The sequence below is a fragment of the Micromonospora sp. DT178 genome (assembly GCF_049841695.1).
GTDB lineage: Bacteria > Actinomycetota > Actinomycetes > Mycobacteriales > Micromonosporaceae > Micromonospora.
In genome coordinates this window covers 12,906-37,041 of the sequence record NZ_JBNCKV010000022.1, presented here as the reverse complement: position 1 = coordinate 37,041, position 24,136 = coordinate 12,906, and the positions used below count along the sequence as shown (strand labels likewise).

Below are 24,136 nucleotides of genomic sequence, written 5' to 3'. Positions count from 1 at the left end.
GGTCAAGCGGGCTTCGCAATAGGACATCGTCGATGCGCCGGCTCACTGGCCCGGCCGCCGTGGCCGCACCCGCCTGGCCACCGCCGACCAGAGCCGGTCCCCGAACGGGGCCCGTTTGATCCAGCGCAGTCGGGCGACCGCGCCGCCGGCCGGCTGGCGTTGCTGCGGGGGCGCGGTGATCCGGGCGTACGCGGCGCCGGTGGCGGGCCGGGTGGTGTCCGGTTCGAGCTGCTCGGAGGCGAGCGCCAGCCAGGTGAACTGTTGCAGCGTCCGCTGGTCGGGTCGACCGCCCCGGGCCGCGGCGCGGAGCGCCTTCTCCACGGCGGGCCGGCGGACGAGCCGGGTCAGCGGGCCGTGCGCGGTGTCCAGGAGATCGGCCATGGCCTGAAGGCCGTCGCCCTCCCACACCCGGGTGGCGGTGGACGGGCCGGTGGAGACGCTGACGAACGGGACCTGCGCCCACTCGGGCACCAGGCGGGCGATCAGCCCGGTGTGCATCAGCCGCTCGCGCTTCTGCTGCGGAGTCAACGCGAAGGTGGCGGCGACGAAGCCGGGCGACAGGAACGGGGTGACCATCCCGACCGCGTAGGCGGAGGTGTACCAGCGGCGGACCCGCTCCACCAGGTAGATGTAGTCGACCAGGCGCAGGTCGTGCAGCCCGAGCCCGCTGCCGTGGTCGAGCAGGCCGCCGATCCTCTCCCGCTCCGCGGTGATCACGGCCGCGTCGGCGACGCCCGTCGGCACGGCGTTCAGCAGCCGGGCCAGGGCGGTCTCCTGCGGGGAGGGGCCGCCCTCGTCGTCCGTCGGGGGATACCAGTACTCGGTGGCGAGTTCGCCGGCGGCACCGGTGAAGGTGGCCGGGCCGGCCTGGTCGACCAGGCGTCCGGGGCCGGCGGGGCGCACCAGGTAGCTGGAGGGGAACTGGTGGTCGGTCAGCCGTTGCAGTCGCCGGGCCCGCTCGTGCAGGCCGGTCCCGAGCACGTTGGCCCGCGCCCCGGCGAGCCGGAGCGTGTGCTCGGGGTGCAGTCCCCGCTTGTCACGCAGGATCCGCACCAGCTCGCGGGCGACCTCGCCCTCGGCGCGGGTGTCCTCGTTGGTCAGGAACCTGGGGGTCCGGCCGGCCGCGATCAGCGACGCGGCGATGAGCCGGGAGTCCTTCCCGCCCGACAGCCCGAGGGTGATGTCCTCGTCGTACAGGCCATGGATGCTGGCGGCGGTGGCCGTGATGGCGTCGGCGGCGCGGTCGAGCAGCTCGGTCACCGGTCGACCCTGCGCCGCCAGTCCGTCCCGCACCACGTCGTCGGTGGCGTACCTCGTGGTGGTGGTGAGCTGCCACCCGCCGCCGTCGCGCCGGCGGCCGGTCACCCGCTCGCCGGGGCGGAGCAGTCGGGCGTCCCGCACCGGGGAGCTGTCGCCGCCGAAGTGCCCGCAGAGGGTGTACGACATCCAGCCGTCCAGGTCGGGCCGCGGGTCGCCGTGCAGGAACGCGGCCAGCAGGCTGGGCCGGGTGCAGAAGGCCGTCAGGCCGCCCGACCCGCCCGTGAAGACCCGGCACATGCCGATCCAGTCCTGTTGCAGGGCGAAGTTGCCGCCCGCGTCGAGGGCCAGCAGGCCGAACGGCGGCACCACCTCGCGGTGCACCTCCTCGCCGGCCAGCAGGCGTCCGGCCAGCGCCGCCGGGCCGCCCGTCACGTCGACACCCACGGGCAGCCCGAGCGACACGGCGGTGACCGGCCCGACGGTGTCGACGACCGGCCACCGGTAGTGGCCCTGATCGCTGCGGTGCAGGACCGTCACGCCCCAGTCGTCGGCCCCGAATTCGTGTCGCACGAAACTGTCGGGCACCACATCGGCGACGGCCGATTCAAAGCGATGTCTCGCGGCGCGCCGGGCGCTCTCCGACAGATTGTCGTCGGCGAACCAGGCCAGCATCACGTGCATGTGCGATTCCCCCGAACTCGCAGGAGCGGTCGTTTCCGCCTGGTGGGGAGTCAACCTCCCGGTCACCTGGCGCGGTTGCCTCGGTGAACAAACGAAGCACTTCCGGCATTGGTGATCGGGTCTGACCTTTCGGCGTCGACGACGGCGCGAATTGGGCCCTTAAATGACAACAAAACGGACGCTCGACGATCGGGTTGCTCCGGCGCGGGATTTGAGATCAATTCCTCAGCAGGGGGATCGCCGTTTCGAATGAGCCGTATTCGGGATTCCCGGCACAGTGCTTTTTCGGTGACGGCAAATGTGATGACCCGCTCCCGGATCCAGGCTCCCGACGCATATCCGACAGCCGCGCGTACGGGTGACGGGGCCCGATCGCCCGCACGCGCGGCTGTCGCATCAATGATCTCGAATGGCGGGCTGGTCGCCGTCGCCCCAGCCGAGCCCGCCCGGCCCCGGGGCGTGATGGAAGCCGGGATGGCCGGCGACGTCGACGCAGCGCTCGCCGTCCGGGCCGGACGCGCCGCAGAACAACCGCTCGGCCCGCTGCCACGCCTCGGCCGGCGACAGCGCCGACGCGCCCAGGGCCACCTCGGGCCGCAACAGACTCAGCGCCTCCGCGTACCCGACGGCCAACTCCCGGGCCGACGCCAGGTCGGCGGCGGTGAAGCCGAGATGCACAGTGAAGAACCGGTCCGGCCGGGCCGAGCGGCGGGGCGGCGCGATCAACGACGCGCCGGCGACCTCCCCGGCCGCGCCGAGCGCCTCCCGCGCCTGCCGTTGCCGCCAGTACGCCGGCCTGTTGTCACGCATGTGTCCTCCCCGTGGCGATCGTGAGCGGGCTCGTCCTCCGGTGCACCGCCCGCGTTCGGTCCCGGCCGCCGCCGGCGTCCTGCCGACGGCGAACCGGCGGACCGCTCCCCCGAGAAAACCAGCTCTCCGCGTCCCTGGGAGGGGCCAGCAGACGCGTCGTCCGCTGGCCCCTCCCCGCACCCTCGGCGCCGCCCGCCCGACGCGGGCACGGGATTCAGCCACGCCGGCCTGGGTAGACGCAGAGGCACGGACAGGACCCGGCCGGCAACGGCCGCACCCCGGTCAGGAGGCCCGATGGCGACCATCCCGACGGAACGCAGCCCGGACAGCTCCGTGGCGTTCCTGCGCGACGGCTACCGTTTCGTCGGCCGACGCTGCGACCGCCACGGCACCGACATCTTCCAGGCCCGGCTGCTGCTGAAGCCCACCATCTGCCTGCGCGGCCGGCCGGCGGCGGAGCTCTTCTACGACACCGAGCGCTTCGTCCGGGCGGGCGCCATGCCGAAGCGGGCGCAGCGCACCCTCACCGGCCGCGGCGGCGTGCAGGGCCTCGACGGGACGGACCACGCCGACCGCAAGGCCATGTTCATGTCGATCATGACGCCGACCGCGGTCCGACAGCTCGCGCAGCTCTTCGACGACGAGTGGCGGGCCCGCGTCCCGTCCTGGGAGTCGGGCGGGCCGGTGGTGCTCTACGACGAGGTCGGCCGGATGCTGACCCGCGCGGTCTGCGCCTGGGCCGGCGTACCGCTCGCGGACAGCGAGGTGGACCGGCGTACCGCCGAACTGCACGCGATGATCGAGGGACCGGCGGCCCTCGGCCCCCGGCACTGGCGTGGCCTGTGGGGCCGCCGCCGGGGCGAACGCTGGATCGGCCAGGTCGTCGACCGGGAGCGCGCCGGTACCCTCCCCGCCCCCGAGGGCAGCGCGCTGCGGGCGATCGCCGAGCACCGCGACGCCCACGGCCGGCTGCTCCCCCGGCGGATCGCGGCCGTCGAGCTGCTCAACGTGCTGCGTCCCACGGTCGCCGTCGACCGCTTCGTCGTCTTCGCCGCGCTGGCCCTGCACGACCACCCGGCCTGGCGGGAACGGGTCCGGGAGAGCGACGAGGCCACCGAGAGCTTCGTGCAGGAGGTACGCCGCTACTACCCCTTCTTCCCGGTGGCCGCCGCCCGGGTCCGGCGCCCGTTCGACTGGCAGGGCTACCACTTCCCACGCGGCCGGCGGGTGCTGCTCGACCTGTACGGCACCAACCACCACCCGGCGCTCTGGCCGGAGCCGGAGCGGTTCCGGCCGGAGCGCTTCACCGGCTGGCGGGGCGACCCGTTCGCCCTCGTGCCGCAGGGCGGCGGCGAGCACCTGACCGGTCACCGCTGCGCCGGCGAGTGGATCACGATCGAGCTGATGAAGCGGGCGGTCACGAACCTGACCACGACGATGCGGTACGACGTGCCGCCGCAGGACCTGGCGGTGAGCCTGCACCGGATGCCGGCGCTGCCGCCGAGCGGGTTCCTGATCACCAACGTCCGCCGGACGGCCTGAACACGGCACCGCCCCGGGACCTCGTCGGCCCCGGGGCGGTGCGGTCGTGGCGCGCTCAGGCCGGGTGCAGGACGCTGCGCAGGCAGCCGTCCTCCTTCTTCTCGAACATCTCGTAGCCCCGCGCGCCCTGCTCCAGCGGCATCGGGTGGGTGGCCAGGTAGCCGGGATCGATCTCGCCGGCCGCGATCCGGTCCAGCAGCATCGGGATGTAGCGCTGGGCGTGCATCTGCCCCATCCGCAGCACCAACGCCTTGTTCATCGCCGCGCCGAGCGGGAACTTGTCCACCAGGCCGGCGTAGACGCCGACGATGCTCACCGTGCCGCCCTTGCGGCAGGCCATGATCGCCTGTCGGACCGACGTGGGGCGGTCGGTCTGCATCCGGGCGGTCTGCTTCGCCTTGTCGTACGCGTACACCGGCCCGACGTCGTGCGACTCCATGCCGACGGCCTCGATGCACGCGTCCGGCCCCCGGCCGGCGGTCATCTCCCGCAGCGCCTCCAGCACGTCGGTCTCGGCGTAGTTGACCGTCTCCACGCCGAGCCGGTCGGCGGCGGTGGCGAGCCGCTCCGGCAGCCGGTCGATCACGATCACCCGCTCGGCGCCGAGGAGCTGCGCCGACCGGGCCGCCATCTGGCCGACCCCGCCCGCGCCCCAGACCGCGACCACCTCGCCGCCCTTCAGCGCGCAGAAGTCGGCGGCCATCCAGCCGGTGGGCATCGCGTCGGAGGCGAACACCACCGAGTCGTCGGGCACCCCGTCGGGAACGGTGAACGCCCCGATGTCGGCGAAGGGCACCCGGACGTACTCGGCGTGGCTGCCGGAGTAGCCCCCGGCGGCGTGCGAGTAGCCGAGGATGCCGGCCGGCGAGTGCCCCCAGAGCTTCTCGGTGAAGACCGGCTGCGGGTTGGAGTTGTCGCAGAGCGAGTACTGCTCGGTGCGGCAGTACCAGCAGCCACCGCAGGCCACCACCGAGCCGACCACGACGCGGTCGCCGACGCGCAGCCGCCGTACGCCGGGGCCGGTCTCCACGACCTCGCCCATGAACTCGTGGCCGAGGACGTCGCCCTCCCGCATCGCCGGCAGGAAGCCGTTGATCAGGTGCAGGTCGGAGCCGCAGACGCTGCTGGCGCCGACCTTGACGATGACGTCGCCCTCGGCGCGGATCCGCGGCTCCGGCACGTCGCGTACGGCCAGCTTGCCGACGCCTTCCCAGCAGAGCGCCCTCACGCCCGTCCTCCCGTCCTCAGCTTCTCCCGCACCTTGTCGGTCGCCTTCTCCTGGGCCGGCCCGCGCCCGGACGGGTCCCGCCGGGTGTCGATGACCTGGCCGCACTCCACCAGCGCCTTGACCCGACGCAGCGCGTCCCGCAGGGCCAGGTCCGGGTCGTCGCCGCCGAGGAGTCCGAACGCCCGGCGCAGCGGCCCGGAGCGCCACCGCAGCTCGGCGCGGACCTCCGTGCCCCGGTCCTGGGGCGCCGGTGTCAGGTGGACCGTGCCCTCCTGCTCGGGCCCGTCGGTGACCCGCCAGCGCAGCCGCCCGGGGCCCTCGACGGTGATCTCGGCCCGCCACTCGGTGCCCCCACCGGCCGGGTCCCGCGCCACGCAGCGCCACCGGTCGTCGCCGAACTGCTCCAGCGTCGCCCACTCGGCCAACGCCCGGTCCATCCGCTCCCGGTCCGTCCAGAAGCCGATGACCGCCGCCGCCGGCCGGTCGATCGTCACCCCGCGCCGCACCACGTACCAGCCATCCTGACTCTCGGGCTGGTGCCGGCGTCGTCGACGGGCCACCGCCCTGCCGACGCCGACCACGGTCACGGTGGTGGCGCCGAGCAGCGCCCACCTCGTTCCGTTGCTGGTCATCTCGTCTCCTCCACCCGGGTGCCCCGGGGATCGTCCACCCGCACGAGTTGCGCTACCCGGGACCGCCCGACCGAAACGACGCGCCGGTTTGCCCGGTCGATAACCGGGCACCTGCTGCGGGCACCCACCGCCACCGGGAGGCACCGTGTCCTTCGACGCCAGCGAGTACGGTCGGCACGCCGCGGACGTCTACGACGAGACGTACGCGCACCTGACACCGGACGCGGCGGTGGAGCGCCTCGCCGCGTTGGCCGACGGCGGCCCGGTGTGCGAGTTCGGCATCGGCACCGGCCGGCTCGCCCTGCCGCTGGCCGCACGGGGACTGACCGTCGCCGGCGTCGAGGGCTCCCCCGAGATGGCCGCCGGGCTGCGCGCCAAGCCCGGCGGGGACGCCGTCGAGGTGGCCGTCGGCGACTTCGCCGAGACCCGGGTGCCCGGCGAGTTCGCCCTGGTGGTGCTCGCGTTCAACACGATCTTCGCGCTGCCGGACCAGGCCGCCCAGGTGGCCTGCTTCCGCAACGCCGCCGCCCACCTGCGCCCCGGCGGCCGGTTCGTCGTCGAGGCGTGGGTGCCCGACCCGGGTGCCTTCCGTGCCGGCGGCGCGCTGCGGCCGGTGCGGGTGGCGGAGGACGTGGTGCTGCTGGAGGCGGCCCTGCTGCACCCCGCCGAGCAGCGGATGACCACCACGAAGGTCCGCTTCACCAACGGCGGGGTGCACCTGCTGCCCGCCAACCACCGCTACGCCTGGCCGGCGGAGCTGGACCTGATGGCCGAGCTGGCCGGGCTGCGCCGCGAGCACCGGTGGGAGGACTGGGGCGGCCGGCCGTTCACCGACCACAGCCGCGAGCACGTGTCCGTCTACCGCCGCCCGGAGCAGGCGTGAGCGCCCCGGCCCGCCCGGCCGGCGCCGCGCCCGGCGGCGAGGAGCGCGGCACCGGCGCGCCAACGGCCGGGAACGCCGACGACCGCCGGCTCCCCCTCGCGTACGTGCTGCCGCTGCGCTGGACCGACAACGCCGGCCTGGCCGAGCTGACCGGATACCTGCGCCGGCTGAGCGCCCGGGTGGACGTGACCGTGGTCGACGGGTCGCCCCCGGAACTGTTCGCCCGCCACGCGCGGGCCTGGCGCGGCCTGGTCCGGCACCTGCGGCCGGATCCCGCCCTGCGCGGCGTCAACGGCAAGGTGACCGGGGTGCTCACCGGCGTCGGCGCGGCCCGGCACGAACACGTGGTGATCGCCGACGACGACGTCCGCTACGACGAGGCGGGGCTGCTCGCCGTGCACCGGCTGCTCGACCGGGTGGACCTGGTGCGGCCGCAGAACTACTTCGACCCGCTGCCCTGGCACGCGTGGTGGGACACCGGGCGCACCCTGCTCAACCGGGCGCTCGGCGCCGACTACCCCGGCACCCTGGCGGTACGCCGGAGCACCTTCCTCGCCATGGGCGGGTACGACCCGGACGTGCTCTTCGAGAACCTGGAGCTGATCCGCACCGTGCGCGCGTACGGCGGGACCGAGGCGGCACCCGCCTGGCTGCACGTACGCCGGCTGCCGCCGGACACCGCCCACTTCCTGGGCCAGCGGGTCCGCCAGGCGTACGACGACCTGGCCCAGCCGGCCCGCCTGGTGGCCTCGCTCGCGGTCCTGCCGGCGCTGGCGGCGGCGGTCGCGACCCGGCGACCGGGGCTGCTGCTCGGGGCGGCCGCGACCACGGTGGCGCTCGCCGAGGCGGGCCGGCGCCGGGGCGGGGGCGGCGCGGTCTTCCCGCCGGCCACCGCCCTGGCGGCCCCGTTCTGGGTGCTGGAACGCGGTGTGTGCGGCTGGCTCGCCGTCGGCCGGCGCCTGCTCTTCGGCGGGGTCCGCTACGCCGGCGGCCGGGTGCGGCGCGCCGCCCACTTCGAACGCACCCTCCGCCGTCACCTGCGCTGACGACCCGCGCCCCCGCCCACGACGGGACGCGCCCGGGACGCACACGGCAGCTCGCGGCCACTGACCGGAGGATGCTCCGGGAGTGGCCGCGAGCTGCGGCGTACGGTGATCGGGCTGGTCAGTACCGCACCTGTTCGCGGGACTGCTGCGCGTGGTCCTTCACGTCGTGCGCGGCAGACCGGGTGTCGTCCTTGACGGCGTGCACCGCGTCCTGGGCGGTGGAGCGCACCGACTGGGTGGCGTGCTGCGCCGGCTCGCGCAGCTCCTCCTTCAGCTCGCTGGCGACCTCGCCCAGCTTCTCCTTCACCACCCCGGCGTGCTCGCCGGCCTTCTCCTTGACCTGCGACGCCACCTGCTGCTCGCGGCGGGTCGACGGGATCAGTGAGGAGGCGAGCCAGCCGACGCCGAAGGCGATCAGGCCGGCGGCCAGCGGGTTGCCCTCGGACTTCTGCCGGATCACGTGCGGCGCCCGCTGCGCGGCGTCGCTGACCGTCGAGGCCGCCGAGTGCGCCTTGTCGCTGACCGTCGAGGCGGCCGAGTGGGCCTTGTCGCTGACCGTCGATGCCGCCGAGGAGGCGTGGTCGCCCACCGCGTGGGCGCCGTGCTTGGTGCTGTGACCCAGGTCGGAAGCGCTTCCCATCACCTTGTCCCTCACATTCTGCAGTGCGTTGCGGGCCCGCTGCTTGCGGTCGTCGACGATGCGGGCGGGGCTGACCTTGTACGCCAGCGCGTCCACGTCGGAACTCAGGTTGTTCCGGGTGGCTTCGATCTCCCGGCGGATCTGGTCCGGGTCGGTGCTCATCGGGTGACCTCCTGCGGGTGGGGCTTGAGCGCGTCGGGGATCCGCTGCACGCTGTCGTTGGTCTGCTTGAGGCCGCGGATGCGCTCGGCGCTCGTCTTGGCCTTCGAGTAGAGGACCGCGGCGATCGCGCCCCAGATGACGGCCACGATCAGGGCCGCCCAGCCGGCGTCCATCACGTTGGACAGCCCGGCCCAGAGGGCCAGCGAGAGGAAGAGGGCCACCATGTAGCCGCCGAAGCCGGCGCCGCCGAAGAGGCCGGCGGCCTTGCCCGCCTTCTTGCCCTCCTGGCGGATCTCGGCCTTGGCCAGCTCGACCTCCTGCCGCATCAGGGTCGACAGGTCGGTGGTGACCTGGCGCATCAGCTCACCGATCGAGCTGCCCCTGACCTCGTCCGCGTCGTGGGGGTGGTAACCGGAGTCGAGCCCCGCCCCCTGCGTCGGCATGCTCATGCCGCCGCCTCCCTTCGGATGGTTCGTGGGCTCACGGACGGGTGGTCCCGGTCGACGGCACGCCCGGCAGCGGGTCGGTCTGGCTCACCGGCGGCAGCGGCTGGCCGACGCCACCCGCGGGGTCGGCGTAGCTGGTGGTGGTCTGCGGGTCGGCGTACGCGCCCGGCGTCGGGTCGAGGTAGCCGCCCGGCGGTACGGCGTCCGGCACCGCACGCGGGGCCGGCGGGGTCGGGATGACCGCGGTCCGCTCCGGGTCGTAGCCGGCGCCCGAGCCGTACGCGGGGTAGCCGTTGCCGCTCTGGTTGTCGCCGGCGGCCGAGATGTTCTTGGTCAGCCGGCCGGCGAGCACACCCAGCACGGCGGCGCCGACCAGGAAGGTGCCCGGGTTGCGACGCGCGTAGTCGCGCACCTCGGCGATGAGGTCGCCGGGCTCGCGCTGCTCCAGCCAGCCGGCCACGCCGTGCACCCGGTCGGCGGCCTGGCGGGCGATCTCGCTCACCGGGCCGGCCTGGCCGCCCTGCTCGGCCATCGAGCGCATCTCGTCGGCCAGCGAGCGGAGCCCGCCGGCGGCACGCCGCTGCTGGTCGCCGGCCTGACTGGCGAGCTGGCTGCGGGCCTCACCGTAGAGGTTGCGCGCCTGGAGCTTCGCCTCGCCGACGACCTCCCGGCCCTGCTCCTTGGCCGTCTCGGCGACGGCGCCGCCGGCCTGCCTGGCCTCCGAGCCGACCTGACGGGCCTGCTCACGGACGCCGCTGCCGTTGCTCGACTCCTGCCCGTACGTGGAAGTCGTGGGTGACAGATCGTAGGTCATGATTTCCCTTCCGCTCGGAAAGTCTCCGCGGGTCTGTGCTGGGGGGATGCGTCGGCTGTTCCTGCCGTCGCATCTCTTGACCTACCCTGCGTCGCCGGTTCCATACCTCGTTCGTGACTTCTCCTGCGCCCCGCCGCCGCGGGTCTACAAAATGGAGGATCGTCGGGTCGGGTGACGGCGTCGTCGCGCACGGCGTCGTCGGTTTCTCCGGGCCGGCGCCGCGGGCAGGGCGTTCCGCGGGTCCACGGAGGTGAATCGATGGCACGACACGCACGCGGCGGCCCGCCGGGCCCGAAGCCGAAGGTGCAGCTCGCCGCCGTGGCCGCGGCCGGGGTCTTCGCCCTGATCGGGGTGCTCGGATTCATCCCCGGCATCACCAGCGGCTACGACGACATGACGTTCGCCGGCCACCACTCCGAGGCCCGGCTGCTCGGCCTGTTTCAAGTGTCGATCCTGCACAACGCGCTGCACCTGGGCTTCGGACTGGCCGGCCTGGTGCTGGCCCGCAGCGTCGCCGGGGCCCGGATCTTCCTCGCCGGCGGCGGCGCCCTCTACCTCGGCCTGTGGCTGTACGGCTTCGCGATCGACCGGGAGAGCGCGGCGAACTTCATCCCGGTCAACGACGCCGACAACTGGCTGCACCTGGTCCTCGGCTTCGGCATGCTCGCCTTCGGGCTGCTGCTCTCCAACCAGGTGGGCACGGGCACCCGGCTGGACGACCCCTTCGACCGTCCCTGACCGGCACCGCGTCGCGGCGTTTGCCCGCCGCGACCTGCGGGCAGGGAGGTCGGAGGCCCGTCGACGAGGAGGTCGTCATGCCGAAGTGGTTGCGGGACAACGCGCTGACCGTGGCGATGTTCGGCGCGTTCCTCGTCTTCCTGGTGCTGCAGAGCGTGTTCGGTTGGCAGACGCACAACCAGGAGCTGGCCGAGTTCGGGGCCGCGCCGACCAGCTGGCTGGCGTACCTGGGCAGCGGGCACTTCATCGAGTCGGTCTTCGAGAACTGGGAGTCGGAGTTCCTCCAGATGGGCGGCTACGTCCTGCTCACCGCCTACCTGGTGCAGCGCGGCTCGGCGGAGTCGAAGCCGGTGGGGCAGACCGACCGGCCCGAGGACGACGAGCGGCGGGCCACCCCGGACTCCCCCTGGCCGGTACGCGCCGGCGGGCTGCCCCTCGTGATCTACCGCAACAGCCTCTCCATCGCGCTGCTGCTGATCTTCGCCGGCTCGTTCGTCGGCCACCTGCTCGGCGGGACCGCCGACTACAACGAGCAGCAGGCGTTGCAGAGCGGCGCGCCGCCGATCGGCGTGTGGGAGTTCCTCGGCACGAGCGATTTCTGGTTCCAGTCGATGCAGAACTGGCAGAGCGAGTTCCTCGCCGTCGGCACGCTGATCGTGCTGAGCATCTTCCTGCGTCAGCACGCGTCGCCGGAGTCGAAGCCGGTCACCGCCGAACACGCGCACACCGGCGACTGACCGCCCGGCCGCCGTCAGGCCGGCACGCGCAGCCGCTTGGCGAAGCAGACGCTGTACGGGTTGCCGACGTACTCGCCGTAGACCGGGATCGGCTCGTAGCCGCTGGAGGTGTAGAGCCCGATCGCGGCCGGCAGGTACGTGCCGGTCTCCAGGCGGAGGACCGCGTGCCCCTGCTGGAAGGCCAGCTCCTCCAGCGCGGTCAGCAACTGCCGGGCGACGCCCCGCCCCCGGTACGCCGGGCGGACGTACATCCGCTTCACCTCGCCGGTGCCGGCGTCGAGCGCCTGGATCCCGCCGCAGGCGACCGCCCGCCCGTCGGCGACCACCACCAGGTAGCGGATGTCGTCGTGGGTGACGGTCGCCTGGCCGTCCAGCCCGCCGTCGGCCGCCCGCAGCTCGCGCTGCTGGGCGGTGACCAGGGCGTCGATCTCCGGATCGGTGGCGGGGCGGGACTCGATCAGCATCAGGCCACGCTAGGCGGCGGGGATTTCGGGCAGGTTTCCGGCAGTCGACCCGCTCACGGAGCGCGACCGGCTATCCGGCGTCGTTCTCCACGGCGGCCCGGGACGGGCCGGCGTCACGGGAGGGGCCGGCGTCACGGGACGGGCCGGCCTCGCGCGAGGGGCCGGCGTCGTCGAAGCCGTCCCCGTCCGACAGGTCGGCGTCGTCCGAGACGTCGGCGTCGGTGCCCTCGAACTCGTCCTCCGGGCGCTGGCGGCGGGCCTTGCGGGCCGCCAGCCGCTCCGCGGCGGACGCCCGGGTGGACTTCTCCTCCAGCCGGACGTCGGTGCCCCGGTTGCCGGGGATGAAGTCGGCCCCGGCGTAGAGGGTCGGCTGCCAGTCGAACTCCCGCTCGCCGATCCGGACCAGGTCGCCCGGTTCCGCGCCGGCCTTGCCCAGCTTCTCCTCGACACCCAGGCGCGCCAGCCGGTCGGCCAGGTAGCCCACGGCCTCGTCGTTGTCGAAGTTCGTCTGCCGCACCCACCGCTCGGGACGGACGCCGCGCACGACCCAGGCGCCGTCCGGGGCGGCCTCGATGGTGAAGCCGGCGTCGTCGACCGCCCGGGGCCGGATCACGATCCGGGTCGCCTCGGCCGGCGGCGCGGCCCTGCGGCCCTGCTCCACCAGCTCCGCCATGGCGTACATGAGCTCCTTGAGCCCCTCCCGGGTCGCCGCGGAGACCTCGAACACCCGGAAACCGCGCTCCTCCAGGTCGGGGCGGACGATCTCGGCCAGGTCCCGGCCGTCCGGCACGTCGACCTTGTTGAGCGCCACCAGCCGGGGACGGTCGGCCAGGCCGCCGTACTCGGCCAGCTCGGCCTCGATGGTGTCGATGTCGGCGACCGGGTCCCGGCCGGGCTCCAGGGTGGCGGTGTCGATGACGTGCACCAGCACCGCGCAGCGCTCGATGTGCCGCAGGAACTCCAGGCCGAGGCCCTTGCCGGTGGCCGCCCCGGGGATCAGGCCGGGCACGTCGGCGACGGTGAAGGTGTGGTTGTCCAGCCGGACCACGCCCAGGTTGGGCACCAGGGTGGTGAACGGGTAGTCGGCGATCTTCGGCTTGGCGGCGGAGATCACCGAGATCAGCGACGACTTGCCGGCCGACGGGAAGCCCACCAGCCCGACGTCTGCGACGCTCTTGAGCTCCAGCACCACGTCGAGCTGCTCGCCGGGCTCGCCCAGCTCGGCGAAGCCGGGGGCCTTGCGCCGGGCGTTGGCCAACGACGCGTTGCCCCGGCCGCCGCGCCCGCCCCGGGCCACCTCGAAGGTCGTACCCTCACCGACCATGTCGGCCAGGACCGTGCCGTCGGGGGCCTGCACCACCGTGCCGTTCGGCACCTTGAGCACGAGGTTGCGCCCGTTCGCGCCGTCCCGGTTCGAGCCGGCGCCACCCTTGCCGTTCTCAGCCTTCACGTGCGGGCGGAAGTGGAAGTCGAGCAGCGTCGTCACCTGCGGGTCGACCACCAGGGACACGCTGCCGCCGTGCCCGCCGTTGCCGCCGTCGGGGCCACCGAACGGCTTGAACTTCTCCCGGTGGATCGAGGCACAACCGTGCCCGCCATCGCCGGCCTGCAGGTGCAGGACGACCCGGTCAACGAACGTCGCCACGGGCGTCAATCCTTCCAGCGAGGGTCACGCCCCGCACGAGAAAAGGCGAAGCGGGCCGGGACACGAGGTCCGCGGCCCGCTTCGCCGGAAGACTACTGCTGCGGCACGATGCTGACGGTCTTGCGACCGCGCTTGGTGCCGAACTGGACCGCACCGGCGGCCAGCGCGAAGAGCGTGTCGTCTCCGCCGCGGCCGACCAGGTCACCGGGGTGGAACTTGGTGCCACGCTGACGGATGAGGATCTCACCCGCGCTGACGACCTGACCACCGAAGCGCTTCACGCCGAGCCGCTGGGCCGCGGAGTCACGACCGTTGCGCGAGCTGGACGCACCCTTTTTGTGAGCCATCTGAGGACGACCTACTTCCCGCTGGAGATGCCGGTCACCTTGACCTGGGTCAACGGCTGGCGGTGACCCTGGCGCTTGTGGTAGCCGGTCTTGTTCTTGAACTTGTGGATCCGGATCTTCGGGCCCTTGGTGTGCGCGGCGATCTCGCCGGACACCGCGACCTTGGCAAGCTTCGCCGCGTCGGTCACCAGGTCGTCACCGTCGACGAGGAGCACCGCGGTGAGCTTCACCGCGTCGCCGGGGGCACCGACGAGCTTCTCGACCTCGATCACGTCGCCCTCGGCGACCTTGTACTGCTTGCCGCCGGTCTTGACGATCGCGTACATCGGAGGCGGACTCCCTGTCGTTGAGGCTGCTGGCGGGTGTTCCCGCGGCGGCTCGCCGGGTAGCAGAGGCACGGCGGCGCGGGCACGCGAGAACTCGGTACACCAAAGTGCACCGCAGGTCAGCGTACGCCATCGGAGGGCCCACGCCCAAACCGGGCCCCGCCGGTCAGCGGGCGCAGAGCTGGTCGAGGCGCTGCCGGAGCCGGTCCAGCTCGGTCTCGTCGATCGAGTCGACGTCGGTGCCCAGCGTGCCGACCTCCGCCGCCATGTCCGCGAGAAGGGTCTTGAGCTGCGCGTCCTCGGCCCGGGTCGACTCGCGCCGCAGCGTGCTGCGCCAGTCGGTCAGCGCGGTGGAGATGCGGTCCCGGGCGGTCCGGGCCGCCGTGGCGTCGTCCGCCCCGACCGCCGCGACCATCTTGCCGAGTTCCTCGACGTACGTCCGCACGGCCGTCTCGCCGGCCCGCTGTGCCGCGGCACACACCTCGGGCGCGTTGCCGCCGGCCGCCCCGCTGCCGGCCCCCGGCCCGGTGCCGGTGGGCCCGCCCGGCGTGGCGCCACCGGTCGGCGCGTCACCGGGTGGGCCGGCCCGCTCCGGGCGCTCGGCCGCGCACCCGGCGCCGGCGAGCAGGGCAGCGGTGAGCGCGGTGACGGCGAGCAGACGGCGCATCGTTCTTCTCCTGACCGCAGGCGGCCGATCGTGGCCGGGGATCGACCATACGACAGGGCCCCTCCCGCCGGACATCACCGGGAAGGGGCCCTGTCACACGTCGGGTCGGTCAGCCGGTCACGGCCGGGTACGCCGCCGCGCGCCGCTGCGGCGGGAGCGGCGCCGGCCGGAGCCGCCCTCCGACTCGTCGCCGTCGGCGTCGGAGAGCGCGTCCGGGTCGTCCGGGGCGGCCAGCCGGGCCGACTCGCCCGTCTGGCTGTCGGCGACCTCTCCGGCGGCGGCGGTGTCCGCCTCGTAGCGGGACAGGTCGTAGCCCATGGTGTCGTGGTACTCGGTCTCCGGGCCGGCGTCGGCGTCGGTCTCGGTGACCTCGGCCACGGTGCGCTCGGCCGGCGCGCTCTTGCGCGCCCGCCGCCGGGACGAGCCGGCGCCCTGCTCCGCCGCCGCCGCCGGGGCGGCCACGGCCGAGGCGACCGCCTTGACCTTCTCCCCCGCGCCGCCGCCGGAGCGCGGCTTCTCCGGCACCGGCTCGGTGTGGATGATCAGGCCCCGGCCCTTGCAGCACTCGCAGGTCTCGCTGAACGCCTCCAGCAGGCCCGCGCCGATCCGCTTGCGGGTCATCTGCACCAGGCCGAGCGAGGTGATCTCGGTGACCTGGTGCTTGGTGCGGTCCCGGCCCAGGCACTCGGTCAACCGGCGCAGCACCAGCTCGCGGTTGGACTCCAGCACCATGTCGATGAAGTCGATCACGACGATGCCGCCGAGGTCGCGCAGCCGGAGCTGGCGGACGATCTCCTCCGCCGCCTCCAGGTTGTTCCGGGTGACCGTCTCCTCCAGGTTGCCCCCGGAGCCGGTGTACTTGCCGGTGTTGACGTCGATGACCGTCATCGCCTCGGTCCGGTCGATCACCAGCGACCCGCCCGAGGGGAGGAAGACCTTGCGGTCCAGCCCCTTGATGATCTGCTCGTCGATCCGGTACTCGGCGAAGACGTCGGCCGCGCCGACGTGCCGGCGCAGCCGGGCGACCAGGTCCGGCGAGACGTGCGACAGGTACGACTCGACCATGTCGTACGACTGCTCGCCCTCGATCACCAGCTCGCGGAAGTCCTCGTTGAACAGGTCCCGGACGACCCGGATGACCAGGTCGGGCTCCTCGTAGAGCAGCACCGGGGCGCCGCCCTCGGCCGCCTTGGCCTGGATGTCCTCCCACTGCGCCTGGAGTCGCTTGACGTCGCGCGCCAGCTCGTCCTCGCTGGCGCCCTCGGCGGCCGTCCGGACGATCACGCCCGCGCCGTCCGGCACCAGCTTCTTCAGCACGTCCCGCAGCCGCTTGCGCTCGGTGTCGGGCAGCTTGCGGCTGATGCCGGAGGCGTTGCCGTGGGGCACGTAGACCAGGTGCCGGCCGGAGAGCGCGATGTGGCTGGTCAGCCGGGCGCCCTTGTGGCCGATCGGGTCCTTGGTGACCTGCACCAGCACCGAGTCGCCGGAGCGCAGCGCCTGCTCGATCGAGCGGGCCCGCCCCTCCAGGCCGGTGGTGTCCCAGTTGACCTCGCCGGCGTACAGGACGGCGTTGCGGCCGCGCCCGATGTCGACGAACGCCGCCTCCATGCTGGGCAGGACGTTCTGCACCTTGCCGAGGTAGACGTTGCCGGCCATGGTGCCGGAGGAGTTGCGGGTGACGTAGTGCTCGACGAGCACCCCGTCCTCCAGGACGGCGATCTGGGTCCGGTCGCCGCGCTGGCGTACCGCCATCACCCGGTCGACGGCCTCCCGGCGGGCCAGGAACTCCGACTCGCTGAGGATCGGCGGCCGGGTCCGGCGCTGCTCGCGGCCGTCGCGGCGGCGCTGCCGCTTGGCCTCCAGCCGGGTGGAGCCGGAGACGCCCTGCACCTCGTCCACGGTCTTGCGCGGCTCGCGGATCTTGACGACGGTCGGCACGCCGTCGTCGGCGCCCGCCTCGACGTCGCCGGCGCCCCGGCGGCGGCGACGGCGACGGCGGCGGGTCAGGGCGTCGCCGCCCTCGGCCTCCTCGTCCTCGTCGCCCTCGGGCTCCTCCGCCTCGGCCTGCGCGGCCTCCTCGGACTCCTCGTCCTCGGCGTCCTCCGCGCCACCCTTGCCCCGGCCACGGCCGCGACGACCACGGCGGCGCCGGCGGCGGGCCGCGGCGCTCTCGTCCTCGTCCTCGTCTTCGTCCTCGGCGGCCTCCTCGGCCTCCTCGGTCGGCTCCTCGGGCTCAACGGCCTCGACCGCCTCGACGTCGCGGCGGCCACGCCGGCGGCGGCGCGCCGGCTCGGCCGGCTCCTCGGCGGCGGGCTCCTCCGGCTCCGGCTCCGGGGCCGGCGCCACGACCCGGGCGACCGGGACGTCCTCCGGCTGCGGGGCCATGAACAGCACGGTGGGCGCGGAGAGCGCGGCCCGCCGGCGGCGGGTGCGCGGCTCGGGCTCGACGACCGGCTCGGGCTCGGGCTCGACGGCCGGCTCGACCTCCTCGGTCGGCTCCTCCTCGGCGGGCGGGGTCACCGCCACGCCCGGCGGGACCTCGCCGGAACGGCTCTCGGCGCCGCTGACGGCGGCGGGCGGGGCGGCGGCGCCGAACCCGGTGCCGGCCTCCGGCTCGATCCCGGCGGCGGCCGGCGGCTGCTCCGCGGGCGTGGTGCCGGTCGGCCCGGCGACGTCGGTCGGGGTCTCCGCGGCCGGCTCGGCCGCGGCGGGGGCCGCCTTCTTCCGGCGGGTACGCGTCGCCTTGGCCGGCGGCGCGGCCGGCTCGGCGGGTGCCTGGTCCGCCGCGACCGGCGCCTCTGCGGCGGGCGGTGCGGTGACCTCGGGGGCCGGCCCGGCAGCCTCGTCGGACGGCACGGTGGTGTCCTCGGCGGCCTTCGCGGTGGTGGCCTTGCGGCGGCGGCGCGTCGCCTTCGGGGCGGCGTCGAGGTCGCCGGAGACGGGGGCGAACACCTCGGCCTGGAGCGCCTCGCCGCTGCCCGGCACCGGCGCCGTGGACGCCTCGACCGGCGCCTCGGTCTGCTCCGGCTGGTTCAGCGGCGTGGCCCGCCGCCGGGTCGTACGCCGTCGGACCGGCGCGACCGGGGGCTGCTCGGCCCCGCCGGTCTCGGCGTCGGCGGCGGTCTCCGCCCCGGCGGCGTTCTCGACGGTGCTGTTGGCGGCGGTCTCGTCGGCCGGCTGTGAACCGGTCCGTTCGCCGCCCTCGGGCTCGTTCTCGAGCATGGACGTTCTCCAGTTCTGGCTGCCCCGGGCGCGGGTGAGCGCTGCCACGCAGGGTCGCCGCAAAAGTGTTTCCGCCGGGCGCGCACGGTGCGCGACCGCCGAAGTCTGCCTACCTGAACGTCGACCGACGGTCAGCGTTCACCGATGGTTGCCCCGTCGCGGTCCGCGTCCAACGGATCCGCGATCGCATCCTGCGCGGTCAGCGTGCCCTGTGCCAGCCGGATCACCCTCGGCGAGACCGGCGGCTCCAGGTCGGCCACCACGCGGAGGCCGGAAAGGACGTCATCGGGCCGCACGGAGGGGGTGACCTGCCGCACGACCAGTTCGAGTATCGCACACGGTACGGCCGGTGCCCCGGAAGGCGTCTCCGGCGACGCGATCACATCGATGCGGATCACCGCGGCCCGGGCGTCGAAGGTGCGCCGGCCCTGCTTGGTCATCCGCTCGACCAGCACCTCCTCGGCGGCCGTGAAGGCGGAAACCGCCCGTTGCAGGACGGTCGGGTCGACTTCGGGCAGCTCGATGCGCCAGTGCGACGCCTCGATCCGGTCGGCAAGACTCCCGCCGGCGGCCACGACGGCGTCGAGCACGTCGAGACCCGGCGAGAGGGCGGCGTCGAGCGCGGCGCGCAGCTCCGCCGGGTCCACCTGCTCACGGAGACCGATCTCCAGGTACTCGGCCTCGCTCGCCACGCCCGTCGGGGCGGCGCTGGCGTACGAGATCTTGGGGTGCGGGGTGAAGCCCTGGGAGAAGGCGATCGGCACGCCCGCCCGGCGCAGCGCCCGCTCGAAGGCCCGGGCGAAGTCCCGGTGCGAGGTGAAACGCAGCGGGCCGCGCTTGGCGTACCGGATCCGGACCCGCTGCACGACGGGTGCCTGGCCGCCCTCTGGCTGTGGTTTCCTACTGATCGTCGTGCTCCTCGTGTCGGAACCGGTTGATCGTGGCGGCACTGCTCGCGACTCGCGTGCCGCTGACGATGACCACATGATCGACCCGGCGCCCGGCGGGCGGCGCCCGCCGTGCGCCGAGGGCTACTGCTGGGCGCCGGTGGGGAGCTTCAGACCGTTGATCGGGGTGAGCGGGAGGAGCTTCTTCCCGGTCGGGCCGATCTGGATCTCGGTGTCCATCGACGGGCAGACGCCGCAGTCGAAGCACGGGGTCCACCGGCAGTCGTCCTGCTCGTACTCGCTGAGCGCGTCCTGCCAGTCCTGCCAGAGCCAGTCCTTGTCCAGGCCCGAGTCCAGGTGGTCCCAGGGCAGGACCTCCAGCTCGTCGCGCTGGCGGGTGGTGTACCAGTCGAGGTCGACCCCGAAGGTCGGCAGCACCTCGGTCGCCGCCTCCACCCAGCGCTGGTAGGAGAAGTGCTCGCTCCAGCCGTCGAACCGGCCGCCGTTCTCCCACACCCGGCGGATCACCGCGCCGACCCGCCGGTCGCCCCGGCTGAGCAGGCCCTCGATCAGCGACGGCTCGCCGTCGTGGTAGCGGAAGCCGATCGCCCGGCCGAGCGACCGGTCCGCGTTGATCGCCTGCTTGAGCATCTTGAGCCGGCCGTCGATGACCTCCGGCCGCTCCATCGGCGCCCACTGGAACGGGGTGTGCGGCTTCGGCACGAACCCGCCGATGGAGACCGTGCAGCGGATGTCCTTCGAGCCGGTGGCGGCCCGGCCGGCCCTGATGACCTCGTGGGCCATGTCCGCGATCTCGAGCACGTCCTCGTCGGTCTCGGTGGGCAGGCCGCACATGAAGTACAGCTTCACCTGCCGCCAGCCGTTCGTGTACGCGGTCACGACGGTGCGGATCAGGTCTTCCTTCGACACCATCTTGTTGATGACCTTGCGGATCCGCTCCGACCCGCCCTCGGGGGCGAAGGTCAGGCCGGTGCGCCGACCGTTGCGGGACAGCTCCTGCGCGAGGTCGATGTTGAACGCGTCGACCCGGGTCGACGGCAGCGAGAGCGAGACGTTGGTGCCCTCGTACTGCTGGGCCAGACCGGAGCACATGTCGCCGATCTCGGAGTGGTCCGCCGACGACAGCGACAGCAGGCCCACCTCGTGGAAGCCGGAGAACTCCAGCCCCTCCCGCACCATCTGCCCGACGGTGGTGATGGAGCGCTCGCGCACCGGCCGGGTGATCATGCCGGCCTGGCAGAACCGGCAGCCCCGGGTGCAGCCCCGGAAGATCTCCACCGCGTACCGCTCGTGCACGGTCTCCGCGAGCGGCACCAGGGGCTTCTTCGGGTACGGCCAGGCGTCCAGGTCCATGGTCGTGCGCTTGTGCACCCGGAACGGCACGTCCGGCCGGTTCGGCACGACCCGCTGGATGCGGCCGTCGGGCAGGTAGTCCACGTCGTAGAAGCGCGGCACGTAGACGCTCTCGGTGCGGGCCAGGCGCAGCAGCAGCTCGTCGCGCCCGCCCGGGGAGCCCTCGGCCTTCCACTCCCGCACGATCCCGGTGATCTCCAGCACCGCCTCCTCGCCGTCGCCGAGCACGGCGGCGTCGACGAAGTCGGCGATCGGCTCCGGGTTGAACGCGGCGTGGCCGCCGGCCACGATCACCGGGTCGGCGTCGGTGCGGTCGGCGGCGAGCAGCGGGATGCCGGCCAGGTCGATCGCCGTGAGCAGGTTGGTGTAGCCCAGCTCGGTGGAGAAGGAGACGCCGAAGACGTCGAAGTCGCGCACCGAGCGGTGCGCGTCGACGGTGAACTGCGGCACGCCGTGCGCGCGCATCAGCTTCTCCAGGTCCGGCCAGACCGCGTAGGTCCGCTCGGCGAGCACGTCGGGCAGCTCGTTGAGCACCTCGTAGAGGATCTGCACGCCCTGGTTGGGCAGGCCGACCTCGTAGGCGTCGGGGTACATCAGCGCCCAGCGCACGGCCGCCGCGTCCCAGTCCTTGACCACCGCGCCCAGCTCGCCACCGACGTACTGGATGGGCTTGGTCACCTGGGGCAGCAGCGGCTCCAGCCGGGGCCAGACCGAATTGGCCGCGGCGGGGCGCGGCGTGGTGGACGGGACGCTCATGATGCCCAAGGGTACGCGGCCCGGCGGCGGCCACCGCGCGCACGCCGGTCACCGCGTCCCCGGGTCGCCGGTAGCCGCGCCCCCGGCACGCCGGCCACCGCCGTCGCGGGCACGTCGCGGGGCCCGTCCGGCCCCTCCCGGTGCCCGCGACGGCGGTGGCCGGAATCGCCCCGCTGGCGCGTCGGTACTAACCTCGGACCGGCGCGAGAGGAGATTGCCGCGATGCCGCAGCCGCAGCCGGGCACGGACCGGCCGGCCGACGGGAGCCCTCCGGGTCAGGACCAGGGTCCGGATCCGGCGGTCACCGAGGAGCCCCCGACCTCCCCCGCAGCACCCGCCCCCGCCGGCGGCACGGGCCCGGAGGGCACCCGTGAGCTGCCCACCGACGATCCCGGACCGACCGCGACGACCGACGTCGCGCAGGACGCGGACGACGCCGGGCCGCACGCCGCCGGTGAGGCCGACGCACGTCCGGACACGCACGATGCCACCGCGCCGCAGGGCTCGGGCGACGCCGCCGCACGGCCGGACACGGGCGACGCCGGGGCGGAGAGCACCCGCGACGCCGGGCCCGGGCGGCCGGCCGGCACCGGCCCGGAGGGCACCCGCCTGCTGCCCGACGACGCCCCGCCGGCCGTGGGACCGCAGGGCACCCGGATGTTCCCCGGCGACGAGCCACCGGCCGTGGGGCCGCAGGGCACGCGGATGTTCCCCGCCGACGAGCGACCGGCCGAGCCGTCCGCGCCCCGGTGGAGCGGCTCGGCGGCGGTTCCCCCGCCGAAGCCGCGCAAGCGGGCCTGGGGCGAGTCAGCCGAGATCCCCCCGGTGCCGGCGCCTCCGCCGGCGCCCCCGCCCGAGCAACCCGAGCACCGCACCCCGGTCGACCCGTGGGCGGGCGCGGACACCGGCGGGTGGGACCTGCCACCGCCCCCGCCGCCCTCGCCGACGCTGCCCTACCCCGCCGCGCCGTCGACCAGGCCGTATTCCGGGCCGCCGTCGCCACCCGTGCAGTCCCCCGCGCCGCCGGAGCCACCGCGGCCCACGCCGCCCCGGGTCGCGTACCCGGCCGCCCCGCCGCCGGCGTCGTACCCCGTCTCCCCGCCGCCCGTGGCGTCGTACCCCGTCTCCCCGCCGCCGGTCTCCCGGGCGCCCGCCCCGGCCCGTCCGGCGCCTCCCCCGCCTCCGCCGCCCGCGCCGCCGAGGCAGCGTCGGGCGACGGCGCCGCCGGCCGGGCCGCCGCCCGGCCAGCAGGCTCCCAGGGGGTACGCCCCCACGCCCGCCCGCAAGCGTCGCCGCTGGCCGTGGGTCCTGCTGCTCATGCTGGCCTGCTGCTGCGGCTGCCCGGCCTACTACGGGGTGCCGATGTCGTCGCAGTACCCGGCCGAGGCCAGCCTGCCGGCCGAGGTGGCCGACCTGCGGCTGCGCGACGACAACACCAGCAAGGCGGCCGCCAAGCAGTTGGAGGCGGACGTGCGCAAGGCGCACTGGCTGGCCGAGGACACCTTCGCCGGCGTCTACGCCACGCCCGCCGGCAAGCGGGTGACGATCTTCGGCGGCACCGGCTTCCGGTTCACCCCGGAGTCCGACGCGGAGGACGAGATCACCCGGCTCACCGGGCAGTACTCCCTCGGCGAGGCCCAGGTGGTCGACACCGGCGTACGCGGCCGGCACCAGCGCTGCGCGGTCGGCCGCGCCGACGGCCAGGACGTGGTGGTGTGCACCTCGGTCGACCACGGCAGCATCGCCACCGCGGTCTTCACCCGGCTCTCCCTCGACGACAGCGCCACCCTGCTCGGCACCCTGCGGGAGCAGATGGTCACGACCAACCAGAAGTAGGGCCTCGCGGCCCGACCGGCTCCACGCCGTCGGACACCGGAGCAGCGGCAGCAGCGCGCGCCTCCGGCCGCTGCGTGACCCGGCTCAGGCCGGGGCGTCGCCGGGGGTGGCGGAGTGCGCGCGCGGCGGGGCGTAGCGGGGCACGTACTCCTGGCCGGTGAGCTTCTGGATCTCGGCCATGACCTCGTCGGTCATCTCGCGCAGCGAGGTGCGGTCGTCCGGCCGGCCGGTGAAGTCCAGCGGCTTGCCGAACCGAATGGTGATCTTGGCGCGGCCGGGGCGGGGCACCCGGGTGCCGATGGGCTGGGCCTTGTCGGTGCCGGTCATGCCGACCGGGATGATCGGCACGCCGGCCGCCACGGCCAGCCGGGCCGCGCCGGTGCGCCCCCGGTAGAGCCGGCCGTCCGGCGACCGGGTCCCCTCCGGATAGACCGCGACCAGGTCGCCGGCCTTGAGCACCGGGATGGCGGCGTCGAACGCGGACAGGGCCGCGCGACCGCCGGCCCGCTCGACGGGGATGGCGCCCAGGCCGGTGAGCACGTACTTGGAGAGGGCACCCTTCGGGCCGGTGCCCTTGAAGTACTCCGACTTGGCCCAGAACGCCAGGTGCCGGGGGACCACGGTGCCGAGGAACAACTCGTCGGCGACCGAGAGGTGGTTGCCCGCGAAGATCGCTCCCCCCGTGTCCGGAATGTGCTCCAGCCCCTCCACGGTCGGACGGAAGGCCAGCCGGAGCGCGGGCGCCACGGTGAGCTTGCCGATGGTGTAGAGCAGGGGCACTGGTCCTCCGGCGGAGTGTGTGCGAACAGGCGGTGTCACCGTAACCGACGGGTCCACGGGGCGTCGTCGGGGTGGCGGGTCGACCGCCTGGTGAGCGGGCGTGTCGGGGCCGGTGGGGGTGGTGGGGGGGGGGGGCCCCCCCCCCCCCCCCCCCCCCCCCCCCCCCCCCCCCGCGCCGCCCCCGCGCCCCCAGGGCCCCCCCCGCCCACCCCC

Annotated in this window: 21 protein-coding genes and 1 pseudogene; 6 read left to right on the top strand and 16 right to left on the bottom strand. The window is 74.3% G+C overall.

Annotated features, from left to right (window positions below):
- Window positions 1-42: 42 nt before the first annotated feature.
- Both ACLQ22_RS28955 and ACLQ22_RS28950 read right to left on the bottom strand, forming a co-directional pair.
- The gene (locus tag ACLQ22_RS28955; RefSeq protein ID WP_425695096.1) at window positions 43-1,941 is read right to left on the bottom strand and encodes a hypothetical protein; all 1,899 of its coding nucleotides are present in this window, start codon (window positions 1,939-1,941) and stop codon (window positions 43-45) included.
- A gap of 396 nt (window positions 1,942-2,337) precedes the next feature.
- Window positions 2,338-2,751, bottom strand: a complete 414-nt coding sequence (locus tag ACLQ22_RS28950) for a hypothetical protein (RefSeq protein ID WP_425695095.1) — start codon at window positions 2,749-2,751, stop codon at window positions 2,338-2,340.
- Between the two features lie 294 nt (window positions 2,752-3,045).
- Between ACLQ22_RS28950 and ACLQ22_RS28945 the strand changes: the two genes are divergently transcribed.
- Entirely contained in the window at window positions 3,046-4,293 is a 1,248-nt protein-coding gene (locus ACLQ22_RS28945; RefSeq protein WP_425695094.1) for a cytochrome P450, read from the top strand.
- Between the two features lie 55 nt (window positions 4,294-4,348).
- On the opposite strand, the gene ACLQ22_RS28940 is transcribed toward ACLQ22_RS28945, so the two are convergent.
- The gene (locus tag ACLQ22_RS28940) at window positions 4,349-5,521 is read right to left on the bottom strand and encodes a zinc-dependent alcohol dehydrogenase (RefSeq protein WP_425695093.1); all 1,173 of its coding nucleotides are present in this window, start codon (window positions 5,519-5,521) and stop codon (window positions 4,349-4,351) included.
- Window positions 5,518-6,153, bottom strand: a complete 636-nt coding sequence (locus ACLQ22_RS28935; protein WP_425695092.1) for a cyclase — start codon at window positions 6,151-6,153, stop codon at window positions 5,518-5,520. Before ACLQ22_RS28935 ends, ACLQ22_RS28940 begins: the two co-directional genes overlap by 4 nt.
- Window positions 6,154-6,298: 145 nt before the next feature.
- Between ACLQ22_RS28935 and ACLQ22_RS28930 the strand changes: the two genes are divergently transcribed.
- The gene (locus ACLQ22_RS28930; RefSeq protein WP_425695091.1) at window positions 6,299-7,036 is read left to right on the top strand and encodes a class I SAM-dependent DNA methyltransferase; all 738 of its coding nucleotides are present in this window, start codon (window positions 6,299-6,301) and stop codon (window positions 7,034-7,036) included.
- Entirely contained in the window at window positions 7,033-8,082 is a 1,050-nt protein-coding gene (locus ACLQ22_RS28925) for a glycosyltransferase (protein ID WP_425695090.1), read from the top strand. The genes ACLQ22_RS28930 and ACLQ22_RS28925 overlap by 4 nt, the downstream gene beginning before the upstream one ends.
- 118 nt (window positions 8,083-8,200) lie before the next feature.
- Here the strand turns inward: ACLQ22_RS28925 and ACLQ22_RS28920 are convergent, their stop codons facing one another.
- From ACLQ22_RS28920 to ACLQ22_RS28910, 3 genes are read right to left on the bottom strand one after another with little or no spacing between them, the layout of a single operon-like run.
- On the bottom strand, window positions 8,201-8,884 hold the full coding sequence (locus tag ACLQ22_RS28920; RefSeq protein WP_425695089.1) for a DUF3618 domain-containing protein: 684 nt from the start codon (window positions 8,882-8,884) through the stop codon (window positions 8,201-8,203).
- Complete coding sequence (locus tag ACLQ22_RS28915) at window positions 8,881-9,333, bottom strand: phage holin family protein (protein ID WP_366644498.1); 453 nt, start codon at window positions 9,331-9,333, stop codon at window positions 8,881-8,883. The genes ACLQ22_RS28920 and ACLQ22_RS28915 overlap by 4 nt, the downstream gene beginning before the upstream one ends.
- A 31-nt stretch (window positions 9,334-9,364) precedes the next feature.
- Entirely contained in the window at window positions 9,365-10,144 is a 780-nt protein-coding gene (locus ACLQ22_RS28910) for a hypothetical protein (RefSeq protein ID WP_425695088.1), read from the bottom strand.
- A gap of 258 nt (window positions 10,145-10,402) precedes the next feature.
- On the opposite strand from ACLQ22_RS28910, the gene ACLQ22_RS28905 reads away from it, so the two are divergent.
- Window positions 10,403-10,882, top strand: coding sequence for a DUF4383 domain-containing protein (locus ACLQ22_RS28905; protein ID WP_425695087.1), 480 nt, complete (start codon window positions 10,403-10,405; stop codon window positions 10,880-10,882).
- A 77-nt stretch (window positions 10,883-10,959) separates the two neighbouring features.
- Complete coding sequence (locus ACLQ22_RS28900) at window positions 10,960-11,619, top strand: DUF6766 family protein (protein ID WP_425695086.1); 660 nt, start codon at window positions 10,960-10,962, stop codon at window positions 11,617-11,619.
- 14 nt (window positions 11,620-11,633) lie between these two features.
- On the opposite strand, the gene ACLQ22_RS28895 is transcribed toward ACLQ22_RS28900, so the two are convergent.
- From ACLQ22_RS28895 to ACLQ22_RS28860, 8 genes and pseudogenes are all read right to left on the bottom strand, one after another.
- On the bottom strand, window positions 11,634-12,083 hold the full coding sequence (locus ACLQ22_RS28895; protein ID WP_425695085.1) for a GNAT family N-acetyltransferase: 450 nt from the start codon (window positions 12,081-12,083) through the stop codon (window positions 11,634-11,636).
- A 202-nt stretch (window positions 12,084-12,285) separates the two neighbouring features.
- Window positions 12,286-13,728, bottom strand: a pseudogene (obgE, locus tag ACLQ22_RS28890) (GTPase ObgE); the annotation flags it as partial.
- A gap of 92 nt (window positions 13,729-13,820) precedes the next feature.
- Window positions 13,821-14,075: a 50S ribosomal protein L27 gene (gene rpmA, locus ACLQ22_RS28885; RefSeq protein WP_088975624.1), complete on the bottom strand. Its 255-nt coding sequence runs from the start codon at window positions 14,073-14,075 to the stop codon at window positions 13,821-13,823.
- Between the two features lie 11 nt (window positions 14,076-14,086).
- Entirely contained in the window at window positions 14,087-14,401 is a 315-nt protein-coding gene (rplU, locus tag ACLQ22_RS28880) for a 50S ribosomal protein L21 (RefSeq protein WP_088975625.1), read from the bottom strand.
- A gap of 166 nt (window positions 14,402-14,567) precedes the next feature.
- A complete protein-coding gene (locus ACLQ22_RS28875; protein ID WP_425695084.1) occupies window positions 14,568-15,068 on the bottom strand; it encodes a hypothetical protein in 501 nt (166 codons plus the stop codon).
- 117 nt (window positions 15,069-15,185) lie between these two features.
- Window positions 15,186-18,290, bottom strand: coding sequence for an Rne/Rng family ribonuclease (locus ACLQ22_RS28870; protein WP_425695083.1), 3,105 nt, complete (start codon window positions 18,288-18,290; stop codon window positions 15,186-15,188).
- Window positions 18,291-18,421: 131 nt separating this feature from the next.
- Window positions 18,422-19,156 carry a TIGR03936 family radical SAM-associated protein gene (locus tag ACLQ22_RS28865; protein ID WP_425695082.1) on the bottom strand — a complete coding sequence of 245 codons (735 nt, stop codon included), beginning with the start codon at window positions 19,154-19,156 and terminating at the stop codon, window positions 18,422-18,424.
- A 165-nt stretch (window positions 19,157-19,321) separates the two neighbouring features.
- Entirely contained in the window at window positions 19,322-21,307 is a 1,986-nt protein-coding gene (locus tag ACLQ22_RS28860) for a TIGR03960 family B12-binding radical SAM protein (protein WP_425695081.1), read from the bottom strand.
- A 705-nt stretch (window positions 21,308-22,012) separates the two neighbouring features.
- Between ACLQ22_RS28860 and ACLQ22_RS28855 the strand changes: the two genes are divergently transcribed.
- Window positions 22,013-23,143 carry a hypothetical protein gene (locus ACLQ22_RS28855; protein WP_425695142.1) on the top strand — a complete coding sequence of 377 codons (1,131 nt, stop codon included), beginning with the start codon at window positions 22,013-22,015 and terminating at the stop codon, window positions 23,141-23,143.
- 84 nt (window positions 23,144-23,227) lie between these two features.
- Here the strand turns inward: ACLQ22_RS28855 and ACLQ22_RS28850 are convergent, their stop codons facing one another.
- Window positions 23,228-23,923 carry a lysophospholipid acyltransferase family protein gene (locus ACLQ22_RS28850; RefSeq protein ID WP_416611039.1) on the bottom strand — a complete coding sequence of 232 codons (696 nt, stop codon included), beginning with the start codon at window positions 23,921-23,923 and terminating at the stop codon, window positions 23,228-23,230.
- Window positions 23,924-24,136 lie beyond the last annotated feature (213 nt).